Genomic DNA, 22662 nt, shown 5'->3' with positions numbered 1-22662 from the left:
GCGAAGCCCCCGGCGCTTCCACACTCAGCCGCGCGTCATCAGATGCGGCAACAGCGCGCCCGAAGCATGCGGCGTGACCACCACACCCTTGGCCGAGAGGATGGGCTGCACATATTGCAACAGCGGGATCACCAGCGCCTCCTCCGCGATGAACCGGTCCACCGCCTTCCAGCCCGCGATCCGCTTCGCCTCGTCCTTCTCGCCCCAGAGCGGGTCGATCATGTCGATCAGATCCTGCCCGTCCCAGACCGAATGCGGGCTCGGCCCGTACATCGCGAACCCGGTCCCCGTGGTCGGGTCGCCGACCGAGTTCCCCCAGTTGTAGAACGCCGCCGGCGCCAGCTGATCGGCCGCGCGCAGCTCGTAATGTTTGGCGATCTCATAGACCTCGATCTCGGCCTCGATCCCCACGCGCCGCCACAGACCCACAATCGCCTGGATCATCTCATAATCCTTAGGCTTGAAACCCCGCGTGGTCTGGATCTTGAACTTGACCGGATTGTCGGTCGAATAGCCCGAGGCCGCCAGCAATTCGACCGCCTTTTCCGGGCTGTAATCCACCGTGATCGACGGATCATAAGCCTCATATTCCGGCGTCTCCAGCGTGTCGATCTTCACGCCATACCCCGACAGAAGCCGGTCGATGATCGCCTGTTTGTCAATCGCATGGACGGCGGCCTTGCGGACATTCGGGTCCAGCATCACATCGATATCATTGAGGAAAATCATCCCGATATCCGAGATGGGCGTCGCCACGCCGTTCATAGAACCTTTAAGGCGGTCATATTCCTCATAGGGCATTTCCAGCGTGACATGGCTGTTGCCGGATTCGATTTCCGCCACCCGCGCCGCCGCATCGGTCACGAATTTGATCGTCACCGTTTTGAACTCGGGCGCGCCGCCCCAATAGGCCTCATTCGCCTTCAGCCGCACAAAGGCATTACGCTCGAATTTCTCGACCATATAGGGGCCGGTGCCGATTGGCGCCGCCTCAAAGCCCTCGGCGCCGACCTTTTCATAATAGGCTTTCGGCAGCACATAGCCGGTCAGGAAATACATCCATTTGAAAATCGTGGGGTCGAATTGCTTCACATCGGCAATGACGCGATTGCCCTCGACCCGGTGGTTCTCCAGCGTGCCCCAGACGAACTGAATCGGGCTGCCAGTGGCGGGGTCCGCCACCCGTGCAAGGCTCCAGGCCACATCCTCGGCGGTGAAATCCGAGCCGTCATGCCATTTGACGCCCTCGCGCACCACCATCCAGATCTGGCTGTAATCCTCGTTCCAGCCCCATTCGGTCAAAAGCCCCGGCGCCGGTTTCAGATCGGGCTGTTGCAGGATGAACTGGTCGAACACCGACTGGTAAATGCCCTGGATTGTCGGGTTCACCGCACTCGGGCCGGTGGTCGGGTCCCAGCTGGGCAGCGTGACGTTATAGGCGATCACCAGCTCGTCGATCTGCGCCAGCGCGGGCAGGCTGAAGGCGCCGAGTGTGACACTGGCCGCTGACAGTTGCAGCAAGGCTCTGCGGTTGAGTTTCATGTTGTTTCCCTGTCGTTTTTATGTGGATGGGTCAGTGATCGCGCGCCGGTCTGATGCCGGTTTGCCGCGCGGGACAGTCGTTACTTTGCCAGTCTCCTCGCCAGCAGATAGCCGGGCCCCGCGCCGGTGCCGGCCCCGGGCCAGACTGCCGCGCCGGTCAGATGCAGGTTTTTCAACGGCGTCGAGCCATCGGAATGGCCCCGCGCCGGGCGGAACATGAAGTTTTGCGACATATGGTGGCTGCCACAAACCTGATCGCCTCCGACCAGATTCGGGTTCTCCGCTTCCAGATCCAGGGGCGAGACAACACGCTTCCCGAGGATCTTCGCCCGCGTGCCCGGCGCGTAGCGTTCCAGAATATCCAGCGCACGTTCCGCCATCGGGGCGGTGGCCTCCTCCCAGCTGCGGGCCGTGATCTGGCCCGCCGCATCGCCTTTGATCTCGCCCGGCACCATCCGCACCTGCACCCAAAGGATGTGCTTGCCCTCCGGCGCGCGCGACGGGTCCTGGCCGGTCGGCTGGCCGACCACCAGGATCGGCTCATCAGGCAAAAGCCCGGCCTGGGCCTGCTGATAGACCCGCGCCTGCTGATCGAGGCTCGGCGCGAGATGGATATAGGCGAAACGCTTCAGCTCCTCTCCCGCGGCCCAGTCGGGCAGGCTGTCCATCGCAAGATGGATCATCATCGTGCCCGGCGCATAAGCGTAGTCAGTCATCGCCTTGTCGAAACGAGGTGCGGTCGGGCCGGTCAGCCGCAGCAGAGCCTGCGGCGCGACCCCCGCGATCACCGCTTTTCTCGCTGCAATGCGGCGCCCATCGGCCAGTTCAATGCCGCTGGCCTTGCCGTTTTCATGCAGGATACGGCTGACGCTGGCGCCGCATTCGATGCGCCCGCCCCTTGCCTCAATCGCCGCAACCATCGCCCTGATGATGGTATCCGCACCGCCCTGCCCCAGCATCATCCCGAAGTTTTGTGCAACCATTCCCTCGAGATAGGGAAAAATACCGCCACCCGCGACATCGGGCGCGTAATCGAGATGCAGCCCCCAGGCCCCCAAAAGCGCCTGCATCTTTGGCGAGCGGAAGGTCTTTGTCAGAAAGCGGCGCGGCGTCTGCGCCATGAATTGCGCGATATCCAGACTGCCGCCGATTTTGTTGCGGTGCAGCATTTTAAACATGAAACATGTAATAGCATTGAATTTCATCGGCATTGAAAGGATGCCGCCAATCGCTTCGGCCGTTTGCGGAAAGCTCTCGATCAGCTCTGCCCAGGCCTCGGCATCTGCGGGATCCTCGGCTTTGATCCGCGCGAGGGTTTCGGCGCGGTCCGTGGTCACGCCCAGCCAGCTCCCATCCGGAAAGGCCGAGGCAAAGGGCTTTGACACCGGCAGAAAGGTGCAGCCATGTCGCGCCAGTTCCTGCCCATACTCCTTATAAAACGCCGATCCGGCGAAGAGATTGAGGTTCATCGCCGCCCAGTCATGGCGATAGCCCGGCAGGGTATAGTCGCCGGTCTTCACCGCGCCACCCGGGGCAGAGGCCTGTTCGAAAAGCCCGACTTTCCAACCCTTTGCCGCCAGGTGCAAGGCACAGGCAAGGGCGTTATGCCCCGCCCCGATCAGGATCGCATCATAGCTGTCGGACATTTTTCTGATCCCTGCGTTTTAAGATATATTTGCAAACGCATTTATTTCTGTCTAGCGTGATTCTCACAGGCGCTGAGAAAAGCGTTACGCCGCGCCGGAATGGTCCTGGAACCAAACAGGTGGCGCGCCGGACACCAATCAAAGACCGCATGGTCAGACAGGGAGAACGGATATGACCGCAGCCAATGCGCTGATACAGCTTGCGGATTTACTGGCTTCGGGCGGGGTCAGGGTGGTTGACCTGACCGCAACGCTCGGGCCGGAAACGCCGCTTCTGAAACTTCCGCCGGAATTCGCGAAAGACACGCCGCCGGTTAAGATCCACAAGATCAGCGAATATGACGAGAATGGCCCGTTCTGGGCCTGGAACTGGCTGGAGCTCGGCGAGCATTCCGGCACCCATTTCGACGTGCCGCATCACTGGATCACCGGTCGCGAAAATCCCGAAGGCTATACCGACACAATCGACGTCCAGCGCCTGATCGCGCCGGTCAATGTGCTGGATTTCAGCGCCGACTGCGCGGCCGACCCGGATTTCCTGCTGACCATCGACCATGTGAAAGCCTGGGAGGCCGAACATGGCGCGATCCGGGCAGGCGAGTGGGTCGTCCTGCGCTCGGACTGGGATCAGTATAACCATGACGAGGCGCTGTTCCTGAACGCCAATGAGACCGGCCCCCATACCCCCGGCCCGACCGCCGAAGTGGTGCAATATCTGATCGATAAGGGCATTGTCGGCTGGGGCAGCCAGTGTATCGGCACCGATGCGGGCTCTGCCGGTGGCATGACGCCGCCCTATCCGGCGCATAATCTGCTCCATGCCAATAACCGCTTTGGCCTTGCCTCGCTGGTCAATCTCGACAAGTTGCCGGCGAAGGGCGCGATCCTGATTGCCGCACCTTTGAAAATCAAGCAGGGCACCGGCTCGCCGATCCGCGCGCTGGCGCTGATACCGGGAGGCTGACCCCTATGGCCGCTGTCGATCACATCATTATAGGATCCGGGATCAACGGGCTGGTTGCTGCCAGTCTGCTGGCGCTGAAGGGCCGCAAGGTCCTGGTGCTGGAACGCGAAGAGGTCGCGGGCGGTTGCCTCCGCACGACCGAGCTGCATCCCGGTTTCCTGCATGATCCGATGGCGGCCACATTCGTTCTGTTCATGACCGGCCCGGCCGGGGCGGCGCTCGGGCCGCATCTGGCGAAACACGGGTTCGACTATTGCCACACGCCGCATCCGACGGCGGTGCTGCGCCCGGACGGGCGGGCGCTGGTGCTCTCGACCAATCGCGCAGAGAATGTGGCGGCGCTGAACGCGGCCGCACCCGGAGACGGCGATGCCTTTGCCGCCGAGGTCGACCGGCTCGCGGCCGATGCGCCCTTCATGTTCGCGATCCTGGGTCAGCCACTCTGGTCCTGGGCCACGCTGAAAGTGCTGCTGAAAGAGACCCGCAAACGCGGGCTTCGGGGCCTCGCGGGCTGGATGGGCCAGCAGCTTGACCCGATGCGCGGCTGGCTGGAGACGACTTTCAGATCCGAGGACACCCGCGCGCTGTTTGCGCCCTGGGCGCTGCATTGCGGACTGACGGTCGAGAATGCCTATTCCGGCGCCATGGGTCGCGTCATAGCCTTCGCGCTCGAGGCCGCTGGCGCGCCCATCTCGAAAGGCGGCGCGGGACAGGCGGCGAAGGCTTTCGTCTCGCTGATCGAAGCCAATGGCGGCGAGGTGCGCTGCAATGCCGATGTTGATGAAATCACCGTGGAAAAGGGCCGGGTGACCGGCGTACGTCTGCAAGACGGCAGCACGATCCCGGCGAAATCGGTGCTGGCCTCGGTAGCACCGGGGCAGCTTTACAACCGTTTGCTCAAAGACGTGAACCTGCCCGAAGAGAAGGCCGCGCTGAAACGCTTCCGCCATGGGCGCGGCGATTTCCAGCTGCATTTCGCGCTGGACGGGGTGCCGGAATGGAAGACACCGGGGCTGGATCAGGTGGCGCTGATCCATCTGGCGGACAGCGTCGATGCAGTGTCGAAAGCCTCGAACGAAGCGGAACGCGGCCTCTTTCCGGCCAGGCCGACGATCTGCGTCGGCCAGCCCTCGCGACTGGACCCTTCGCGCTGCCCCGAGGGGAAAGCAGTGCTCTGGTTGCAGATCCCCGATGCGCCAACCGTGATTAAAGGCGATGCGGCGGGCGAGATCCAGGCCCGCGACTGGGATGAGGCGCGCGAGGCCTTTGCCGACCGCCTTCAGGCCATTCTCGCCAGCCATATCAAGGATTTCGACAGGCTCGTGCTGGCGCGGCGCGCCTATAGCCCGAAAGATCTGGAACGGATGAACGTTAACCTTGTCGGCGGCGACCCCTATGGCGGTTCCTGCGCGGTGGATCAGTTCTTCATCTGGCGGCCGTTTTACAATGCCACTAATGGCACCGGCCCGGTGCGCGGCCTGATCCATATCGGAGCCTCGACCCATCCGGGGCCGGGGCTGGGCGGCGGCTCGGGCTATAATGCCGCAAAGAGGCTGGGCGCATGAGCAGTGAACCCCCTGCCCCCGCGCAGCGCCTTGGCCAGATCGGGCTGTCGTCTTTCCCGCCCTATCTGATGAACCGGCTCATGGGCCAGTATAACGGCATTCTGCGCAGCGAGATGGCCGATATGGGCCTGACCACCGCCAAGATGCGCGCGCTTGGCGTGCTTTCGGTGCTGGACGGCCCGCTGATCCGCGAGCTGGCGGAACTCGCCGTGACCGAACAATCGACACTGTCGCGCGCGCTCGACCAGCTCCAGGCCGAGGGTCTCGTGCGGCGCGAGGCCGACCCGAATGACAGCCGCGCCACGCGGATCTATTCGACCGATCTCGGCCGTGCCGCGTTTGAACGGATCTGGCCACATATGGCGCTGGCGACCGAGCGGATGTTTCGCGGCATCTCCGATGACGAGCGGCATGCTTTCGTCGGCACATTGCAAAAAATGCTGGCCAATATCTGCAAGCAAGAGGTTTAAGCCATGGCAGAGCGCAGTTTCAAAGCCGAGGTCGAACACCTGCGCAAAGGCGCGGGCGAGACCTTTACCGGCGAAGGGATTCTCGCGCTGACCAAGGCGCTTCTGGAATGTGGCGTCGGATATGTCGGCGGTTATCAGGGCGCGCCGATTTCCCACATGATGGATGTCCTTTCAGACGCCGAAGAGCTGATGGCAGAACTTGGCATCCGGTTCGAGGCCAATGCCAATGAGGCGGGCGCGGCGGCGATGCTTGCGGCCTCGGTCCATTATCCGATCCGCGGCGCGGTGACGTTCAAGGGGCCGGTCGGCGTCAATGTGGCCTCGGATGCGCTGGCGAACCTGACGGATTCCGGCGTCACTGGCGGCGCGCTGATCATCGTGGGCGAGGATTACGGCGAAGGGTCCTCGATCATGCAGGAACGCAGCCATGCTTTCGCGATGAAATCGCAGATGTGGCTCCTGGATCCGCGCCCGAACCTTCAGGCGATGGTCAATGCGGTGCATTACGGCTTTGACATGTCCGAGGCGACCAATACGCCGGTCATGATGATCGTCCGGATCCGGTCCTGCCATGTCACCGGCACCTTTGAATGCCGCGACAACAGGCGCCCTGCTTTGACGGTGAAAGACGCGCTCAAGAACCCGCAGACCGATTTCACCCGCGTCGTGCTGCCGCCCTTCACCTATCTTCACGAGCAGGACAAGATCAACAATCGCTGGCCAGCGGCTGAGAAATACATCACCGAACACAAGCTGAATGAGTTTTTCGGCCCCGCTGGCGGCAAGACCGGGCTGATCGTCCAGGGTGGCATGTATAATGGTGTGATCCGGGCCTTGCAGCGCATGGGCCTCGCCGATCTTTACGGCAATACCGAAGTGCCGATCTATTGCCTGAACGTAGCCTATCCGCTGGTCTCATCCGAATTTCTCGACTTCTGCGAGGGCAAGGACCATGTCCTTGTCGTCGAAGAGGGCCATCCGGAATTTATGGAGCAACAGCTTTCCACCTATCTCTATCGCGCCGGGTCATCGGTCAAACTCCACGGTAAGGGCATCCTGCCGATGGGGGGCGAATATACCGGCCAGGTCATGCTCGACAGCCTGACGGCGTTTCTGAAGATCGCCGCACCGGGGATGCTGCCCGCGACAGTGCGCGCCCCGAATGAAGACAAGCCGCAGCTGCCCGATCTGACCAAAGTGGTGCCGATGCGCCCACCCGGGTTCTGCACCGGCTGCCCCGAGCGCCCGATCTTTGCGGCGCTGAAAATGGTGCAGCAGGAACGCGGCAAGCATCAGATCACCGCCGATATCGGCTGCCACCTGTTCGGCTCCATGCCGCCCTTTTATGTCGGCGGCGCCACGATGGGTTACGGGCTTGGCCCGGCGGCCAATGCCGCCTTTGACGGCGGTGGCGAGCGGCGCCCGATCTCGATCATCGGCGATGGCGGCTTCTGGCATAACGGGCTGAACAGCTCGATCGGCAATATGGTGTTCAACAAATCCGACGGCCTCGTGGTGGTGGTCGACAACTATTATTCAGCGGCAACCGGCGGCCAGGATGTGATGTCGTCGCGTGCGGCGAATGACACCAAGGCGACAAACAACCCGATCTCGCAGGCGGTGAAGGGGATCGGCGTGAAATGGGTGCGCCAGATCGACCACACCTATGATGTGCCGAAGCTCAAGGCCACGATCACCGAGGCCCTGACCACGCCGGAAAAGGGCCCCAAGGTCATCGTCGCCTCGTCGGAATGCATGCTGAACAAGCAGCGCCGCGAGCGGCCTTTGAAAGCCAAAGCAATCAAGGAAGGCCGCCGGGTCGAGGCACCGCGCTTTGGCGTGGATGAGGCGGTCTGCACCGGCGATCACGCCTGTATGCGGCTTTCGGGCTGTCCGTCTCTGGGGCTGAAACATACCAACGACCCGCTGCGCGACGATCCGGTGGCCTGGATCGACCAGACCTGTGTAGGCTGCGGCAATTGCGGCGAGGTGGCCGATGCGGCGGTGCTCTGCCCCAGTTTCTACCGCGCCGATGTGGTCCATAACCCGACCCGGTTCGAGAAATGGCGGGCCGGGCTGCGCGCCCGCCTGATCTCATGGCTTGCGCGGCGCCGCGCCGCCCGCAGGCTGGAGTTCCCGGTATGAGCCTGCATGAGGTTCTTCCCCCGCTTCAGCCGGATGAAAAGCTGAAATCCATCATCAAAGTGGCGATCTATGCGGTCGGTGGCCAGGGCGGCGGCGTGCTGACCGGCTGGATCGAGGATCTGGCGCGCGCGCAAGGGTTTGCGGCCCAGGCGACCTCGGTCGCGGGCGTGTCGCAGCGTACCGGCGCCACGATCTACTATGTCGAGATGGCGCCAATGGAAGGCGGCCAGCCGGTTTTCTCGCTGATGCCGGCGGCGGGCGATGTCGATGTGATGATCGCCGCCGAATGGATGGAAGCCGGACGCGCCATCATTCGCGGCTTTGTCACGCCGGACCGTACCACGCTGATCGCCTCGACCCATCGCAATCTGGCGGTGTCGGAAAAGATGGTGCCGGGCGATGGTGTCGCCGACCCCGAGGCCGTGCGCGAGGCCGCGATTCAGACCGCAAGGCGCCTGTTTGCCGCCGATTACGAGGCGGTGGCAGTGAAAAACGGCTCGATCATTTCCTCAACCCTGTTTGGGGCACTGGCAGCCTCGGGCACGCTCCCTTTCCCGCGCGCGGCGTTTGAAGAGGCGATCCGCCAGTCCGGCGGCAAGGGGATCGAGGCCAGTATTCGTGCCTTTGGCGCAGGCTATGCCGCCGCGCTGCAGGGTGATATCGGCAAGAACGAACCCGCGCCGGTCAGTCCGGATACCCCCGTGCGCGGCCCGGCAAAGCTAATGGCGGCCTGGGAGAAACTGATTACCCGGGTCAGCGCAATGCCCGCCCCGGTCGCTGAAATGGCGGAACACGGGCTGCGCAAGGTGGTCGGCTTTCAGGATATCGCCTATGGCGCCGACTATCTCGACCGGCTGGCAGGCGTGCTGGCGCGCGACCATGCCCCCTGGGATCTGTCGGTCCATGCTGCGAAATATATCGCCAATGCAATGTGTTATGATGATGTGATCCGGGTCGCCGATCTGAAAACCCGCGGCAACCGCTTTCAGCGGATCCGGGGTGAGATGGGAGCGAAGGATCAGCAGCTGATGCAGCTGACCGAATTCATGCATCCCCGCGCCGAGGAAATCGCCGGCATGTTGCCCCGGAAATGGGGGGCGAGGGTCGAGGCCAATCCAAAATCCATGGCGCGGCTCAACCGCTGGTTCGGACATGGAAGGCGCATCCGTACCGACAGTTTTCGCGGCTATGCGATGCTTTACGTGCTGGGCGGGATGAAATTCTGGCGCCGCCGCACGCTGCGCCACGCGCAGGAGGTTGCCCATCTCGAGGCCTGGCTGACCCGCGCGATGGCCGAGGCCGATCGCAATTACCCGCTCGCGGTGGAGCTGATCCGCTGCCGCCGTCTGATCAAGGGCTATTCCGATACCCATGCGCGGGGCCTGTCGAAATTCGACCGGGTGCTGGCGGCGATTGATCTGGTCTCGGGGCGCGCAGATGCTGCCGACTGGGCGCGGCGTCTGCGCGAGGCGGCGCTGAAGGATGAGGAAGGCAAGGATCTCGACGGCGCGATCCAGACAATTCACAGCTTTCTGTAACCCCCTCGGGTTACAGACCCGGCGCGGGCAGATAGCGGGTCTTCAGCGCGGGCGGAGCGGTATATTCCAGCCCGGCAAGCACCTCCCGAACGCGCGCCGGTCCATGGATTTCCAGCATCCCGAACGGGCCGCGCGGGAAATTCAGCCCGAGCCGGAGCGCCGTATCGATGCCGTCCCGGGTGGTGCCACCTTCGGCCAGAAGCCAGGCGGCCTCATTGACAAGCGTTGCCTCGATCCTGAGCGTGATCGCTGCCGCGTCGGCGGGCGGTGTTTCGGGACGGTCAGGGAAGAGAAAGCCCTTTCCGGTCTTGCGCCCCAGATTGCCGCTCGCGACCTGGGCCTTCAGCGCGTCAAACACATGGTAACGCGGGCTATGCGCCATGGCGGTGGCCAGGCTTTCAGTCGCGGCAAGGTTGATATCGGCCCCGACCAGATCAATGAGGCTAAAAGGCCCCAGCCTGTAGCCCGCCGCCAGCATCGCGGCGTCGATCTCGCCTGCTTCGCGGCCTTCCTCCAATAGCGCCAGGGCCTCGCCGTAGAACGGGCGCGCGCAGCGGTTGACGATGAAGCCAGGGCGGTCGGGGCAGGCAATCACGGTCTTGCCGGCGGCCTCGGTCAGACTGCGTGCGCGAGCCAGCGCCTCTGGCGCAGATCCATCATGCGCGACCAGTTCCACCAGCTTCATCACCGGCGCAGGGTTGAAGAAATGCAGCCCCAAAAGGCGCCCCGGGTTACGCAGCCCCTCGGCCATAGCGGCCACCGAAAGCGAGGAGGTATTGGTCGCCAGCACCGCATCCGGCGCCATCACTGCCTCAAGCGCGGTGAAGATCGCGGTTTTCACATCAAGCCGCTCCACCACCGCCTCGATCGCGAGATCGGCCGCGCCCATCGCGTCAACGCCTGGCACCACCTGGAACCGCGCCATAAGCGCATCGCGGGCCTCCGGGGTCAGCTTGCCGGCCTCGACCCGGGGCGCGAACGCGCCCGCCAGGCGCTCGGTCGCGTTGTCACGGGCGGGCTCATGCGCATCGGTCGCGAGCACATCAAACCCCGCTGCCGCATAGGTCTGCGCAATCCCCAGCCCCATCGTGCCAAGGCCAATCACCGCAACCGTCGCCATCTCACTTCCCCTGATAAACGGGTTTACGCTTTTCGCGGAAGGCGCGGATGCCCTCGGCCTTGTCCTGGCTGTCCAGAAGCCTCTCGAACGCGGCCCGCTCTGAGGTCAGCGCAAGCGCGGCCTCGGCGCCTTCGACCAGCGCGGCCTTTGCCGCCGCCAGTGCCAGCGGCGCCCGCACTGCGAGGCGGGCGGTCAGCGTGGCACCCTCGGCCAAAGCATCGCCCATGCGATGCGAGGCCAGACCCCAGGCGAAGGCCGTATCCGCATCGATGATTTCCCCGGTCAGCACCAGCCGCGCCGCCCGCGCCGGGCCGACCCGCGCCATGAGACGCTGCCCGCCCCCGGCACCTGGAATGATGCCGAGATTGCTTTCCGGCAGGCCAAGCCGCGCCGTATCACCGACCAGCAAAAGATCGGCCATCAGCGCCAGTTCCAGCCCGCCGCCAAGCGCGAAGCCCTCGACCGCTGCGACAAGCGGTTTCGGAAAAGCGCGGATCGCCGCCCAATGCGCCTTGCGCGGATCAAGCAAGGCCTCGGCGCTGGATTTCGTCTCGATCTCGGCCAGATCTGCGCCTGCAGCAAAGTTCTCCCCGGCCCCGTGCAGCAGCACCGCCCGGCAACCGGGATCCTCTGCCAGCCGGTTCAGCACCGAAGCCAGATCTGCCAGAAGCGCCGTATTCAAGGCGTTTTTAGCCGCAGGCCGGTTCAGGATCAGCCGCGTCCAGCCGCCCTCATCACTCTCGATCAGATGTTCCATGAAGGCAGAATGCCCTCTCACCATGAATATTCAAGTCGAAAAATTTTAAACTTGAAATTTATTTTGAAAGCCGCAAGGATCGGCGCAAATCAGGGAGTTCCGGCTATGAAGATCCTTTGCCTCGGGGCGGGTCCGGCGGGCCTTTATTTCGCCATTTCGATGAAGCTGCGCGATCCGTCCCATGACGTCACGGTGCTTGAACGCAACAAGGCCAATGACACATTCGGCTGGGGCGTGGTTCTGTCGGATGATGCACTGGGGCGGATGCAGAAGAACGATCCCGTCTCGACCGAGGCGATCCGTGCCGATTTCGCCTATTGGGATGATATTGCCGTGGTCCATGACGGGGTCCGCACGGTGTCAGGCGGGCATGGTTTTGCCGGGATCGGGCGCAAGGCGATGCTGATCCTGTTGCAAGACCGCGCGCGTGAGCTGGGCGTGAATCTGCAATTTGAGACCATCTTCAGATCCGCTGAAGAGTATCGCCAGGATTACGACCTGGTTGTCGGCTGCGACGGCATCAACAGCATCGTGCGCAACGAGTATAAAGATGTCTTCCAGCCCGATATCGACCTGCGCAAATGCAAGTTCATCTGGCTTGGCACGCATCAGAAATTCGATGACGCCTTTACTTTCATCTTCGAGAAAACAAAGCACGGCTGGGTCTGGGCGCATGTCTACCAGTTCGACAACAACACCGCGACGTTCATCGTCGAAACCCTTCCCGAGACCTGGGAGAAATTCGGTTTCGCCGAGATGTCAAAAGAGGAAATCGTCGAGACCTGTCGCCAGATTTTCGAGTCTCACCTTGGCGGGCATGAACTGATCTCGAACGCGGCGCATCTGCGCGGCTCGGCGGTCTGGTCACAATTCCCCCGCGTGATCTGCGACAAGTGGTATCATGAGAATGTCGTGCTGATGGGCGATGCGGCGGCGACCGGGCATTTCTCGATCGGCTCTGGCACGCGGCTGGCCTTTGATTCCGCGATTGCGCTGGCCGAATATCTGCATTCCGAGCCGGATATGCAGGCGGCATTTGAACGCTATCAGGAAGAGCGCCGGGTCGAGGTGCTGCGCCTGCAATCAGCGGCGCGCAACAGCCTTGAATGGTTCGAACAGGTCGAGCGTTACCTCGATATGCCCTCACCCCAGTTCGCCTATTCGCTGCTGACGCGTTCGCAGCGGATCAGCCATGAAAACCTGCGGCTGCGCGACCCGGAATGGCTCGCCAGCGCGGAAGACTGGTTCCAGGAACAGGCGGGGGGCCAGAAGGGCAGCCGCCCGATGTTTGCGCCCTTTAAGCTGCGGGATATGCAGCTGAAGAACCGCATCGTCATGTCACCGATGGCGCAATACAAGGCCGTCGATGGCTGCCCGACCGACTGGCACCTGATCCATTACGCGGAACGCGCCAAGGGTGGTGCGGCGCTGATCTATACCGAAATGGCCTGTGTCTCGGCCACTGGCCGCATCACGCCCGGCTGCCCCGGTCTTTACGCGCCGGAACATGAGGCGGCCTGGAAACGGCTCGCGGATTTCATTCAAGCCGAGACCACGGCGAAACTTTGCATCCAGATCGGCCATGCCGGGCGCAAGGCTTCGACCTGTGTTCCCTGGGATGGCGGCATTGATGCACCCCTGAAAACCGGCAACTGGCCAGTGATCTCGGCCTCTCCCATCGCCTACAAGCCTGACCTTGCAGTGCCGAAAGAGATGGACAAGGCCGATCTGGCAGCGGTGAAAGCCGAATTCGTCGCAGGCGCCGAAATGGCGCAGCGTGCCGGCGCCGATATGATCGAGATGCACGCGGCCCATGGCTATCTGCTTGCCTCCTTCATCAGCCCGGTCACCAACCGGCGCACCGACGACTATGGTGGCAGCCTGGAAAACCGCCTGCGCTATCCTCTGGAAGTCTTCCGCGCGATGCGGGCGGTCTGGCCCGCGGAAAAGCCGATGTCAGTCCGGATCTCGGCGCATGACTGGATCGAGGGCGGCGTGACCCCGGAAGAGGCGGTCGAGATCGCGCGCCAGTTCAGCGCGGCGGGCGCCGATATCATCGACGTCTCATCCGGGCAGACCGACCCGGCCGAGCGCCCGATCTATGGCCGCATGTTCCAGACGCCGTTTTCCGACCGCATCCGCAACGAGGCCGGGCTTTCAACCATGGCGGTTGGCAATATCACAGACTGGGATCAGGCCAATGGCATCCTGATGGCGGGCCGCGCCGATCTGGTGATGATTGGCCGGATGCATCTCGCGGATGCCAACTGGACGCTGCATGCCGCAATTGACCAGGGCGAAGCCAATGCCGAATGGCCCGTCCCTTACCGTCATGGCCAGGTGACACTGACCCGGCTGCATCAACGCCAGCAAGAGGCGATAAGGGCATGACCGATCTTACCGGCAAGCGCGTTCTGATCACCGGCGGCGGCACCGGCGTTGGTGCCGACCTGGCCCGGGGCTTTGCCGCAAAAGGCGCCGAAGTGGTGATCTGCGGGCGGCGCCTCGCGCCGCTCGAGGCGGTTGCCGGGCCCATCGGCGCGCGGGCGTTGCAGGCCGATGTGACGGATGAGGCGGATGTGAAACGCCTGTTCACCGAGGCCGGGCGCTGCGACATCGTGATCGCCAATGCCGGGGCCTCGACTTCGGCGCCGCTGGCGAAGACCTCGCTGGCGGACTGGAACGCGATGCTTGCGGTCAATCTTACCGGGGTCTTCCTGACCTTCCGCGAAGCGCTCATGCAGTTTGACGGCTGGGGGCGGCTGATTGCGGTCGCCTCGACCGCCGGGCTGAAAGGTTATGCCTATGTTGCGCCCTATGCGGCGGCGAAACATGGCGTGGTCGGCATGGTCAAAAGCCTGGCACTTGAAGTGGCGAAGAAGCCCGTCACGGTGAATGCGCTTTGCCCGGGGTTTCTTGATACCGAGATGACCGACCGTTCGGTTGCAAATATCGTCGAAAAAACCGGGATGAGCGCGGAGGATGCGCGCAAAGCGCTCGCCACCACCAATCCGCAACTGCGCCTGATCCAGCCCGCCGAGGTGACCGCTGCCGCGCTGTGGTTGTGCGGCGCGGGGGCCGGGGGCATCAATGGTCAGGCATTGGCCATTGCAGGAGGCGAGGTGTGAGTGAGGGTTCCAAACGCAGGCTGAAACTCTGGATCCGGATGCTGGCGGTGACGCGCAGCTCTGAATCCGGTCTGCGCGAATTCCTGCGGCTGACGCATGACACGACGCTGCCGCGGTTTGACGTGATGGCGGCGCTTTACCGGCGGCGTGAGGGCTGCACCATGAGCGAGCTGAGCCGGCTTTTGCTGGTCTCGAATGGCAATGCGACGACCGTGGTGGACCGGCTGGAGAAAGACGGGCTGGTGGCGCGCCGCCCGTCCGAGACCGACCGCCGCACGGTCTATGTCGGATTGACGCCCGAAGGGCTGAACCAGTTCGAAGCCCTCGCCTCGGGGCATGAGGCCGAAGTGGCGAAGATCTTTGCCGGGCTCGACGATGCGGATGTCGATGTTCTGACGGAAATTCTGAAGAAGGCGATGAAGAAATGAGCAATCTCACGAGGACCGAACTGGCCGGGCTGAAACCGGAGCATTTCCTCTGGGAGGTAAAGGACCGGATCGCGACGCTGCGGCTGAACCGCCCTGACCGCAAGAACCCGCTGACCTTCGAGAGCTATGCCGAGCTGCGCGACACCTTCCGCGCGCTGGTCTATGCGACAGATGTGGATGTGGTGGTCTTTGCCCCGAATGGCGGCAATTTCTGTTCGGGCGGCGATGTGCATGATATTATCGGCCCGCTGGTCGGCATGGATATGAAGGATCTGCTGGCCTTTACCCGCATGACCGGCGATCTCGTGAAGGCGATGATCGGCTGCGGCAAGCCGATCATTTCGGCGGTGGACGGGATCTGTGTCGGCGCCGGTGCGATCATCGCCATGGCATCAGACCTGCGGCTGGCGACGCCCGAGGCGAAATGCGCGTTTCTGTTCACCCGGGTCGGCCTTGCGGGCTGCGATATGGGCGCCTGCGCCATGCTGCCCCGGATCATCGGTCAGGGCCGCGCCGCCGAGCTTTTGTATACCGGAAGGGTGATGTCGGCTGAGGAAGGTGCGGCCTGGGGGTTCTGGAACGGGGTCCATTCCGCAGAGGCGCTGGAGGCGGAGGCGCTGAAACTCGCCACCCGCATCGCGTCGGGGCCGGTCTTTGCGCATGGCATCACCAAGATCCAGCTGAACCAGGAATGGAATATGGGCCTGGAACAGGCGATCGAGGCCGAGGCCCAGGCCCAGGCGATCTGCATGCAGACCCGCGATTTTGAACGGGCCTATCACGCCTTTGTCGCGAAAGAGAAACCCGTGTTCCAGGGCGACTGAGCTTTGGGATTTTGGCCGATGACCGGGGGTTTTGCACCCCGGACCCCCGCAGGATATTTTTGGACAGATGAAATGAGCGACCGCAGTTTTCTGGATTGGCCCTTCTTTGAGACGCGTCACCGAGAGTTGTCAGCGGCGCTGGAGGAATGGGCCGCCGGGCATCTGCCGGTGGATCACAGTGATGTAGATACCGCCTGCAAAGGCCTGGTGCGGGATCTGGGGCGGCGGGATTTCTGCGGCATTCCGGGGCTGATGAGGGCGAAGTGCTGGATGTCAGGAGCCTTTGTCTGATCCGCGAGACGCTCTCGCGCCATGATGCGCTGGCGGATTTTGCCTTTGCCATGCAGGGGCTTGGCATGGGGGCGGTGTCGCTGTTTGGCACGCCCGGGCAGCGGCGCTGGCTGAAGAAGACGCGGGCCGGTGAGGCGATTTCGGCCTTCGCGCTGACGGAACCGGGGTCAGGGTCGGACGTGGCCAACAGCACCACCCTGGCCGAAAAGGTCGAGGGCGGCTGGCGACTTTCGGGCGAGAAGACCTATATCTCGAACGGGGGCATCGCGGATCTCTATGTGATCTTTGCCCGCAGCGGCGAGGCGCCCGGGGCGCGCGGGCTTTCGGCCTTTCTGATGCCGGCAGATGTGGCGGGGCTGGAAATCGCGGAACGGATCGCGGTGATGGCGCCGCATCCGCTGGCGCGGCTGAAGCTGGACCAGGTGTTCCTGCCCGAGTCTGCGCTGATCGGCACGGCGGGGGCGGGTTCAAACTGGCCATGTCGGTGCTGGATGTGTTCCGTTCGACCGTGGGGGCGGCGGCTTTGGGCATGGCACGGCGCGCGCTGGATGAGGCGTTGAGCCGTGTGCAGAGCCGCCGGATCCAGGGCGAGCCGCTGTCCTCCCTGCAACTGGTGCAGGGGCATCTGGCCGATATGGCGCTGAAGATCGACGCGGCGGCTTTGCTGGTCTACCGCGCCGCCTGGACCAGGGACCAGGGCGCGGCGCGGATCACCCGCGAGGCCGCGATGGCGAAGCTTTACGCGACCGAGGCCGCCCAGGAAGTGATCGACGCGGCGCTGCAGCTGCATGGCGGCGACGGGGTGCGCAGCGGCATGAAGGTCGAGGAGCTCTACCGCGATATCCGTGCGCTGAGGATCTATGAGGGCGCCTCGGATGTGCAGCGCGTGGTGATTGCGCGCAGCCTTCTGGGTTAGGATTTCAGGACGACCATCAACAACAGGGAAATATGGCAATGACCAGGGCACTTGACGGCGGCATCACCCGGCTGGGTACGGGCATCGAAGGCGTGGAATGGAATATTCTGGGCCAGCGCTATTTCCCGAAAGCCGATTGCGGCAGCACTTTTTCCTTCGAGACCAATTCCGAACCGGGCCAGTTCGTGCCGGTGCATATCCACCCGACCCAGGATGAATTCATTCTGGTCCAGGAGGGTGAGCTGCATGTGAAGCTCGATGGTGTCTGGTCGGTGGCGCGGCCCGGCGATCTGGTGAAAATGCCGCGCGGCGTGCCGCATGGCTATTTCAACAAGGGCGATGTGCCCTCGCGTGCTTTGTTCTGGGTCTCGCCCGCCGGCGATCTGCGCGCTTTGTTCGAGCAGTTGCACAATATGACCGATGTCGAGGAGGTCGTCCGCGTCTCGGCTGAACATGCGGTCGATTTCCTGCCGCCCGAAGCCAACGAATGAGGCAAGGGAAATGATCTGGCACCGCCCCATCCGGATAGAGTTCAACCATTGCGACCCGGCGGGGATCGTCTTCTATCCGCGCTATTTCGAGATGACGAATTCCGTCGCCGAGAACTTTTTCCGGGAGGTGGCGGGCCTGCCCTATGAGGTGATGATGGCCGGCGGCAATGGCGTGCCGCTGGCCCAGGTGACAGCGGAATTTCATGCGCCCTCGCGCCTGGGAGAGGTGCTGGACTGGCAGCTGAGCATCGAACGGATCGGCCGCGCCTCGATCACCTGCCATATCGAGGCGCATCACCTTGATCAGCGCGGCGCGGGCAGCCACCGTCTGACCGCTGGTCTGACGCTGGTCTATGTTGACGGATCGGGGCAGTCCCATCCCTGGCCGGAGGATGTCCGGGCCCGGATTATAGCATTTCAGGAGAAACCATGAGCATTCAGACCCTGCATCCCGAAGGCTGGAAACCCGCAAAAGGCTATGCGAATGGCATGGCCGCCGAGGGCCGGATCGTCGTCACCGGCGGGCTGGTCGGCTGGAATGCGCAATGCGAATTCGAGAGCGATGATTTCGTCGATCAGACGGCCCAGACCCTGCGCAATATCGTCGCCGTGCTGGCCGAAGCCGGCGCCAGGCCCGAACATCTGGTGCGGCTGACCTGGTATATCACCACCAAAGACGAATATCTCGGCGGGCTCAAGCGTCTTGGCGCGCATTACAAAGAGATCATCGGCCGCCACTACCCCGCCATGGCGGTGGTCCAGGTCATCGCCCTGATGGAGGACCGCGCCAAGGTCGAGATCGAGGCCACGGCCGTGATCCCGGCCTGACTGCGCAAGAAAGAACATCCCCCGCAAGCTGCGACAAGACAGCGACAAGACTGCGGCGGAGCCAACAGGGAGCTAACCTCATGATGGGACCAACGGGCCATCTGGACACTTTCACCCGCGACCGCCTGCCCGCCACAGAGACCTGGCCGGGGCTGGATCTGACGGGGTTCGACTATCCCGAATGGCTGAATGTGGGGGTCGAGCTGACCAACCGCATGGTCGAAAAGGGCTTTGGCGATCATATCGCGCTGATCGGCAATGGCCGCTCGCGCACCTATAAGGAACTGACCGACTGGACCAACCGCATCGCCCATGCGCTGGTCGAGGATTACGGCCTGAAGCCCGGCAACCGGGTGCTGATCCGGTCGGCCAATAACCCCGCAATGGTGGCCTGCTGGCTTGCGGCGACCAAGGCGGGCGCGGTGGTGGTCAATACCATGCCAATGCTGCGCTCGGGCGAGCTGGCAAAGGTGATCGACAAGGCCGAGATCAGCCATGCGCTTTGCGACACGCGGCTGATGGAAGACCTGATCCATTGCAAGAATGACAGCGCGTTTCTGACCACCGTGATCGGCTTTGACGGCACCGCCAACCATGATGCCGAACTGGACCGTATCGCGCTGAAAAAGCCGGTGCGATTTGACGCGGTCAAGACCGGGCGCGATGATGTGGCGCTTTTGGGCTTTACCTCGGGCACGACCGGCGATGCGAAGGCGACGATGCATTTCCACCGCGATCTGCTGATCATCGCGGATGGCTATGCGAAAGAGATCCTCAATGTGACGCCCGATGATATCTTCATCGGCAGCCCGCCTTTGGCCTTTACCTTCGGGCTGGGGGGCCTCGCGGTCTTTCCGCTGCGCTTTGGCGCGACGGCGGCGCTGTTGGAACAGGCCAGCCCGCCCAATATGATCGGCATGATCGAAGAACATCGCGCCACCGTCTGCTTTACCGCGCCGACCGCTTACCGCGTGATGCTGGCCGCGATGGATCAGGGGGCGGATCTGTCCTCGCTGCGCGCGGCGGTCTCGGCGGGCGAAACCCTGCCCGCGCCGGTCTATGAGGAATGGCAGGCCAAAACCGGCAAGCCGATGCTTGATGGCATTGGCGCGACCGAGATGCTGCATATCTTCATCACCAACCGCTTTGACGATCACCGCCCCGGCTGCACCGGCAAGCCCGTCACCGGCTATGAGGCGAAAATTGTCGACGAAGACATGACCGAAAAGCCGCGCGGCCAGACCGGGCGTCTTGCCGTGCGCGGCCCGACAGGCTGCCGTTACATGGATGACCCGCGCCAGGAGGTCTATGTCCGGGATGGCTGGAACCTGACCGGCGACACGTTCTGGCAGGATGAAGAGGGCTATTTCCACTTTGCCGCCCGGACCGACGACATCATCCTCTCGGCGGGCTACAATATCGCCGGGCCCGAGGTCGAGGCGGCGCTGCTCTCGCATCCGGCGGTGCAGGAATGCGCGGTGATCGGCGCTCCTGACGCGGATCGTGGCCAGATTGTCGAGGCACATGTGATCCTCGCTCCGGGGCATGAGGGTGATGCACTGATGATCAGGGCGCTGCAGGACCATGTGAAAAAGGTGATCGCCCCCTATAAATACCCGCGCCGCGTGGTCTTTACCGGGGCGCTGCCCAAGACCCAGACCGGCAAGATCCAGCGCTTCCAGCTGCGCCAGCCTGCGAAATCCTGAACGGCCACTCTTTCTGTGAAACCGGAGCCCCCCGATGAATGACGTCTTTCTCTGCGCGATGCGCCGCACGCCGATCGGGCGCTATGGCGGCGCGCTGGCCCCGGTGCGGCCCGATGATATGGCGGCACAGGTGATCGACGGTCTGCTGGCGCTGTATCCGGGGCTGGCGCCGGATGAGGTGATCTTTGGCTGCGCCAACCAGGCGGGCGAGGACAATCGCAATGTCGCGCGGATGGCGGTTCTGTTGTCGGGCCTCGATGTTTCGGTTCCGGGGCTGACGGTGAACCGGCTTTGTGCCTCGGGGATGGATGCGGTGATTGCGGGAGCACGGGCGATCCGGGACGGGGCCGATGTGATCATCGCGGGCGGCGTGGAATCGATGAGCCGGGCGCCTTTCGTGATGCCCAAGGCGGATGCGGCCTTTGCCCGCCAGGCCGAGATTTATGACACGACCATCGGCTGGCGCTTCGTCAACAAGCGGATCGCAGAGGCGTTCGGGATAGAGTCGATGCCCGAGACCGCCGAGAATGTCGCGGAAGACTACGGCATCTCGCGCGAGGATCAGGACATTTACGCTTTGTCGTCGCAGACCCGCTATGACGCAGCCTGGCATGCGGCGGATATCCTTCCGGTCACGATCCGGGGCCGCAAAAGTGACACCGTGGTCAGCGCGGATGAACACCCGCGCGCGACCTCGATTGAAAAGCTCGCCGCCCTGCAGGCACCATTTCGCGACGGCGGCACGGTGACCGCAGGCAATGCGGCGGGGGTGAACGACGGCGCCGCTGCGGTGCTGCTGGCCTCGGCCAAAGGCGTAAAGGCGCTTGGCCTGACGCCTCTGGCACGGATCGGGCGCGCCGCCTCGGCCGGGGTTGCGCCCCGGATCATGGGAATCGGCCCGATTGCGGCGGTGGAGCGTCTGGTCGCGCGCGGTGCAAAACCGCCCGCCGATCAGGATGTGATCGAGCTGAACGAGGCCTTTGCTGCCCAGGTTCTGGCCTGTACCCGTGCCTGGGGGCTCAGCGATGCTGACCCGCGCGTCAACGCCAAAGGCGGCGGCATCAGCATGGGCCATCCGCTTGGCATGTCGGGCGCCCGCATCGTCGCAAACGCGGCAAGACGGCTTGCAGAAACGGGCGGTGCCTCGGCGCTTGCCACGCTTTGCATCGGCGTCGGCCAGGGGGTCGCGGTCGAGCTGCTGGCGGTCTGAGACGACTAATCCCGGCTGGGCGGCACTTTCCAGTGTTTCGCATAGGCCCGTGAAAAGTAATTCGGATCGCGAAAACCACAGCGCCAGGCGAGGTCGGCGATCCGCAGCTTTGCCTGGCCCGCCGCCTCGATCAGATCATGCGCATGGTGCAGGCGCCGCAGCAGAAGATGGGCGCGGAAGCTGGTTCCATGACTTTGCAAAAAGCGCTGGAGCTGGCGCGGGCTGAACTCCATCGCCGCCGCCACCTCTTCCAGCGACAGATCCGCCCGGCCCAGATTGGCGCCGATCAGGAATTTGAACCTCTCGAACGGGGTTTCGGCGCTGCCATTGTTCTTGCCCCCCAGATCGCTGAGCACATGATCCAGCGCGCGAAACAGCATCTGTTTCAGCTCCTGGCTGCGGCCTTCGGGATGGGGCGCGCAGCGCAGAAGGTACCCCGCGACAAAGGCCAGATGATTGACCGAGGGCATGGTGCCGGCCAGCACCCGCACCCCGGGGCCGAGGGCCGCATCGCTTTCGATCAACCCCAGATCACAGCGCCCGCCATCCGGCAGCCCGAGATCAAACGGGCCTGCGGGGGTCAGAAGCGCGATCTGCCCCGCCGGGAGCCATACCCGTGGCCCGTCGCCTTCCTGCAGCCAGCCGCCCCGGATCAGGCGCAACAGCAGCAGCACCCGCCCGGCAGATCCCGGGGTCGGGGTGAAATGCCAGCTCTGCTCGCCGCCGCCCAGATCCAGCGTCGACAACAGCACATCACCGATCTCGATGGCCTGGAAATGCCCATCCTCCGTGGCCGCCTGGGGCACCACCGCCCTGGCCTCGATCAGCCTGCCCCAGAGCCCGGCTGCCACCCGCAGCGCCGTCCGAAAGCGCGGCCGCGCGAAATCTCGCCGCGTCAGCCGGTCGGCCGCCCATAGCTGGCCCCCTGCCCCGGACGCGTTCATGGCCTCGCCCGCCCCAGGTGAAGACCCGGGTGGCGCAGCGCTCTGTCGTGAAAATCCAGATGGATGGAACATGGGTCCAGACAAATCCTGAGGCGGGACAGGCTAAACTTACTATTTTCGTCAGCAATGTCTAACCCTGATCGCATACC

At 63.5% G+C, this 22662-nt stretch carries 19 protein-coding genes and 1 pseudogene; 15 read left to right on the top strand and 5 right to left on the bottom strand.

Annotated elements, in window-relative coordinates; translation table 11 throughout:
* Positions 1-24: 24 nt before the first annotated feature.
* Both QNO18_RS03950 and QNO18_RS03945 read right to left on the bottom strand, forming a co-directional pair.
* Positions 25-1542 (bottom strand): ABC transporter substrate-binding protein, encoded by a 1518-nt coding sequence (locus QNO18_RS03950; RefSeq protein ID WP_283176625.1) that lies wholly within the window; start codon positions 1540-1542, stop codon positions 25-27.
* Between the two features lie 80 nt (positions 1543-1622).
* A complete protein-coding gene (locus tag QNO18_RS03945) occupies positions 1623-3188 on the bottom strand; it encodes an NAD(P)/FAD-dependent oxidoreductase (protein WP_283176624.1) in 1566 nt (521 codons plus the stop codon).
* A 172-nt stretch (positions 3189-3360) separates the two neighbouring features.
* Between QNO18_RS03945 and QNO18_RS03940 the strand changes: the two genes are divergently transcribed.
* The 5 genes from QNO18_RS03940 to QNO18_RS03920 are packed head-to-tail and all read left to right on the top strand — an operon-like array spanning position 3361 to position 9870.
* Positions 3361-4152: a cyclase family protein gene (locus QNO18_RS03940; protein WP_283176623.1), complete on the top strand. Its 792-nt coding sequence runs from the start codon at positions 3361-3363 to the stop codon at positions 4150-4152.
* 5 nt (positions 4153-4157) lie between these two features.
* The gene (locus QNO18_RS03935; protein ID WP_283176622.1) at positions 4158-5717 is read left to right on the top strand and encodes an NAD(P)/FAD-dependent oxidoreductase; all 1560 of its coding nucleotides are present in this window, start codon (positions 4158-4160) and stop codon (positions 5715-5717) included.
* Positions 5714-6187, top strand: a complete 474-nt coding sequence (locus tag QNO18_RS03930; RefSeq protein ID WP_283176621.1) for a MarR family transcriptional regulator — start codon at positions 5714-5716, stop codon at positions 6185-6187. The genes QNO18_RS03935 and QNO18_RS03930 overlap by 4 nt, the downstream gene beginning before the upstream one ends.
* Before the next feature lie 3 nt (positions 6188-6190).
* A complete protein-coding gene (locus QNO18_RS03925; protein WP_283176620.1) occupies positions 6191-8332 on the top strand; it encodes an indolepyruvate ferredoxin oxidoreductase subunit alpha in 2142 nt (713 codons plus the stop codon).
* A complete protein-coding gene (locus QNO18_RS03920; RefSeq protein ID WP_283176619.1) occupies positions 8329-9870 on the top strand; it encodes an indolepyruvate oxidoreductase subunit beta family protein in 1542 nt (513 codons plus the stop codon). Before QNO18_RS03925 ends, QNO18_RS03920 begins: the two co-directional genes overlap by 4 nt.
* Positions 9871-9880: 10 nt before the next feature.
* On the opposite strand, the gene QNO18_RS03915 is transcribed toward QNO18_RS03920, so the two are convergent.
* Both QNO18_RS03915 and QNO18_RS03910 read right to left on the bottom strand, forming a co-directional pair.
* Positions 9881-10990, bottom strand: a complete 1110-nt coding sequence (locus QNO18_RS03915) for a 3-hydroxyacyl-CoA dehydrogenase NAD-binding domain-containing protein (protein WP_283176618.1) — start codon at positions 10988-10990, stop codon at positions 9881-9883.
* A 1-nt stretch (position 10991) separates the two neighbouring features.
* Positions 10992-11747 carry an enoyl-CoA hydratase-related protein gene (locus QNO18_RS03910; RefSeq protein ID WP_283176617.1) on the bottom strand — a complete coding sequence of 252 codons (756 nt, stop codon included), beginning with the start codon at positions 11745-11747 and terminating at the stop codon, positions 10992-10994.
* Positions 11748-11852: 105 nt separating this feature from the next.
* Here QNO18_RS03910 and QNO18_RS03905 point away from each other — a divergent pair, with 105 nt between their 5' ends.
* The 10 genes and pseudogenes from QNO18_RS03905 (at position 11853) to QNO18_RS03860 (ending at position 21569) form a co-directional block, all read left to right on the top strand.
* Positions 11853-14138 carry a bifunctional salicylyl-CoA 5-hydroxylase/oxidoreductase gene (locus QNO18_RS03905; protein WP_283176616.1) on the top strand — a complete coding sequence of 762 codons (2286 nt, stop codon included), beginning with the start codon at positions 11853-11855 and terminating at the stop codon, positions 14136-14138.
* Positions 14135-14875, top strand: coding sequence for an SDR family NAD(P)-dependent oxidoreductase (locus QNO18_RS03900; RefSeq protein WP_283176615.1), 741 nt, complete (start codon positions 14135-14137; stop codon positions 14873-14875). Before QNO18_RS03905 ends, QNO18_RS03900 begins: the two co-directional genes overlap by 4 nt.
* Complete coding sequence (locus QNO18_RS03895; protein ID WP_283176614.1) at positions 14872-15303, top strand: MarR family transcriptional regulator; 432 nt, start codon at positions 14872-14874, stop codon at positions 15301-15303. Before QNO18_RS03900 ends, QNO18_RS03895 begins: the two co-directional genes overlap by 4 nt.
* Positions 15300-16127 (top strand): enoyl-CoA hydratase family protein, encoded by an 828-nt coding sequence (locus tag QNO18_RS03890; protein WP_283176613.1) that lies wholly within the window; start codon positions 15300-15302, stop codon positions 16125-16127. The genes QNO18_RS03895 and QNO18_RS03890 overlap by 4 nt, the downstream gene beginning before the upstream one ends.
* Before the next feature lie 72 nt (positions 16128-16199).
* Positions 16200-17334: pseudogene (locus QNO18_RS03885) on the top strand (acyl-CoA dehydrogenase family protein).
* A 38-nt stretch (positions 17335-17372) separates the two neighbouring features.
* Positions 17373-17825, top strand: coding sequence for a cupin domain-containing protein (locus QNO18_RS03880; RefSeq protein WP_283176612.1), 453 nt, complete (start codon positions 17373-17375; stop codon positions 17823-17825).
* Positions 17826-17835: 10 nt separating this feature from the next.
* Positions 17836-18258: a thioesterase family protein gene (locus QNO18_RS03875; protein WP_283176611.1), complete on the top strand. Its 423-nt coding sequence runs from the start codon at positions 17836-17838 to the stop codon at positions 18256-18258.
* The gene (locus QNO18_RS03870; RefSeq protein ID WP_092900427.1) at positions 18255-18653 is read left to right on the top strand and encodes a RidA family protein; all 399 of its coding nucleotides are present in this window, start codon (positions 18255-18257) and stop codon (positions 18651-18653) included. Before QNO18_RS03875 ends, QNO18_RS03870 begins: the two co-directional genes overlap by 4 nt.
* An 80-nt stretch (positions 18654-18733) precedes the next feature.
* Positions 18734-20359, top strand: a complete 1626-nt coding sequence (locus tag QNO18_RS03865) for an AMP-binding protein (RefSeq protein WP_283176610.1) — start codon at positions 18734-18736, stop codon at positions 20357-20359.
* A 34-nt stretch (positions 20360-20393) separates the two neighbouring features.
* Positions 20394-21569, top strand: coding sequence for an acetyl-CoA C-acyltransferase (locus QNO18_RS03860; RefSeq protein WP_283176609.1), 1176 nt, complete (start codon positions 20394-20396; stop codon positions 21567-21569).
* 5 nt (positions 21570-21574) lie between these two features.
* On the opposite strand, the gene QNO18_RS03855 is transcribed toward QNO18_RS03860, so the two are convergent.
* Positions 21575-22513, bottom strand: a complete 939-nt coding sequence (locus QNO18_RS03855; protein WP_283176608.1) for an AraC family transcriptional regulator — start codon at positions 22511-22513, stop codon at positions 21575-21577.
* Between the last annotated feature and the right edge of the window lie 149 nt (positions 22514-22662).

This window comes from Gemmobacter sp. 24YEA27, from assembly GCF_030052995.1.
In the GTDB taxonomy this organism is placed as follows: domain Bacteria; phylum Pseudomonadota; class Alphaproteobacteria; order Rhodobacterales; family Rhodobacteraceae; genus Pseudogemmobacter.
Note: the sequence above shows the minus strand (reverse complement) of the source record. Positions and strands in the feature narration are given on the sequence as shown.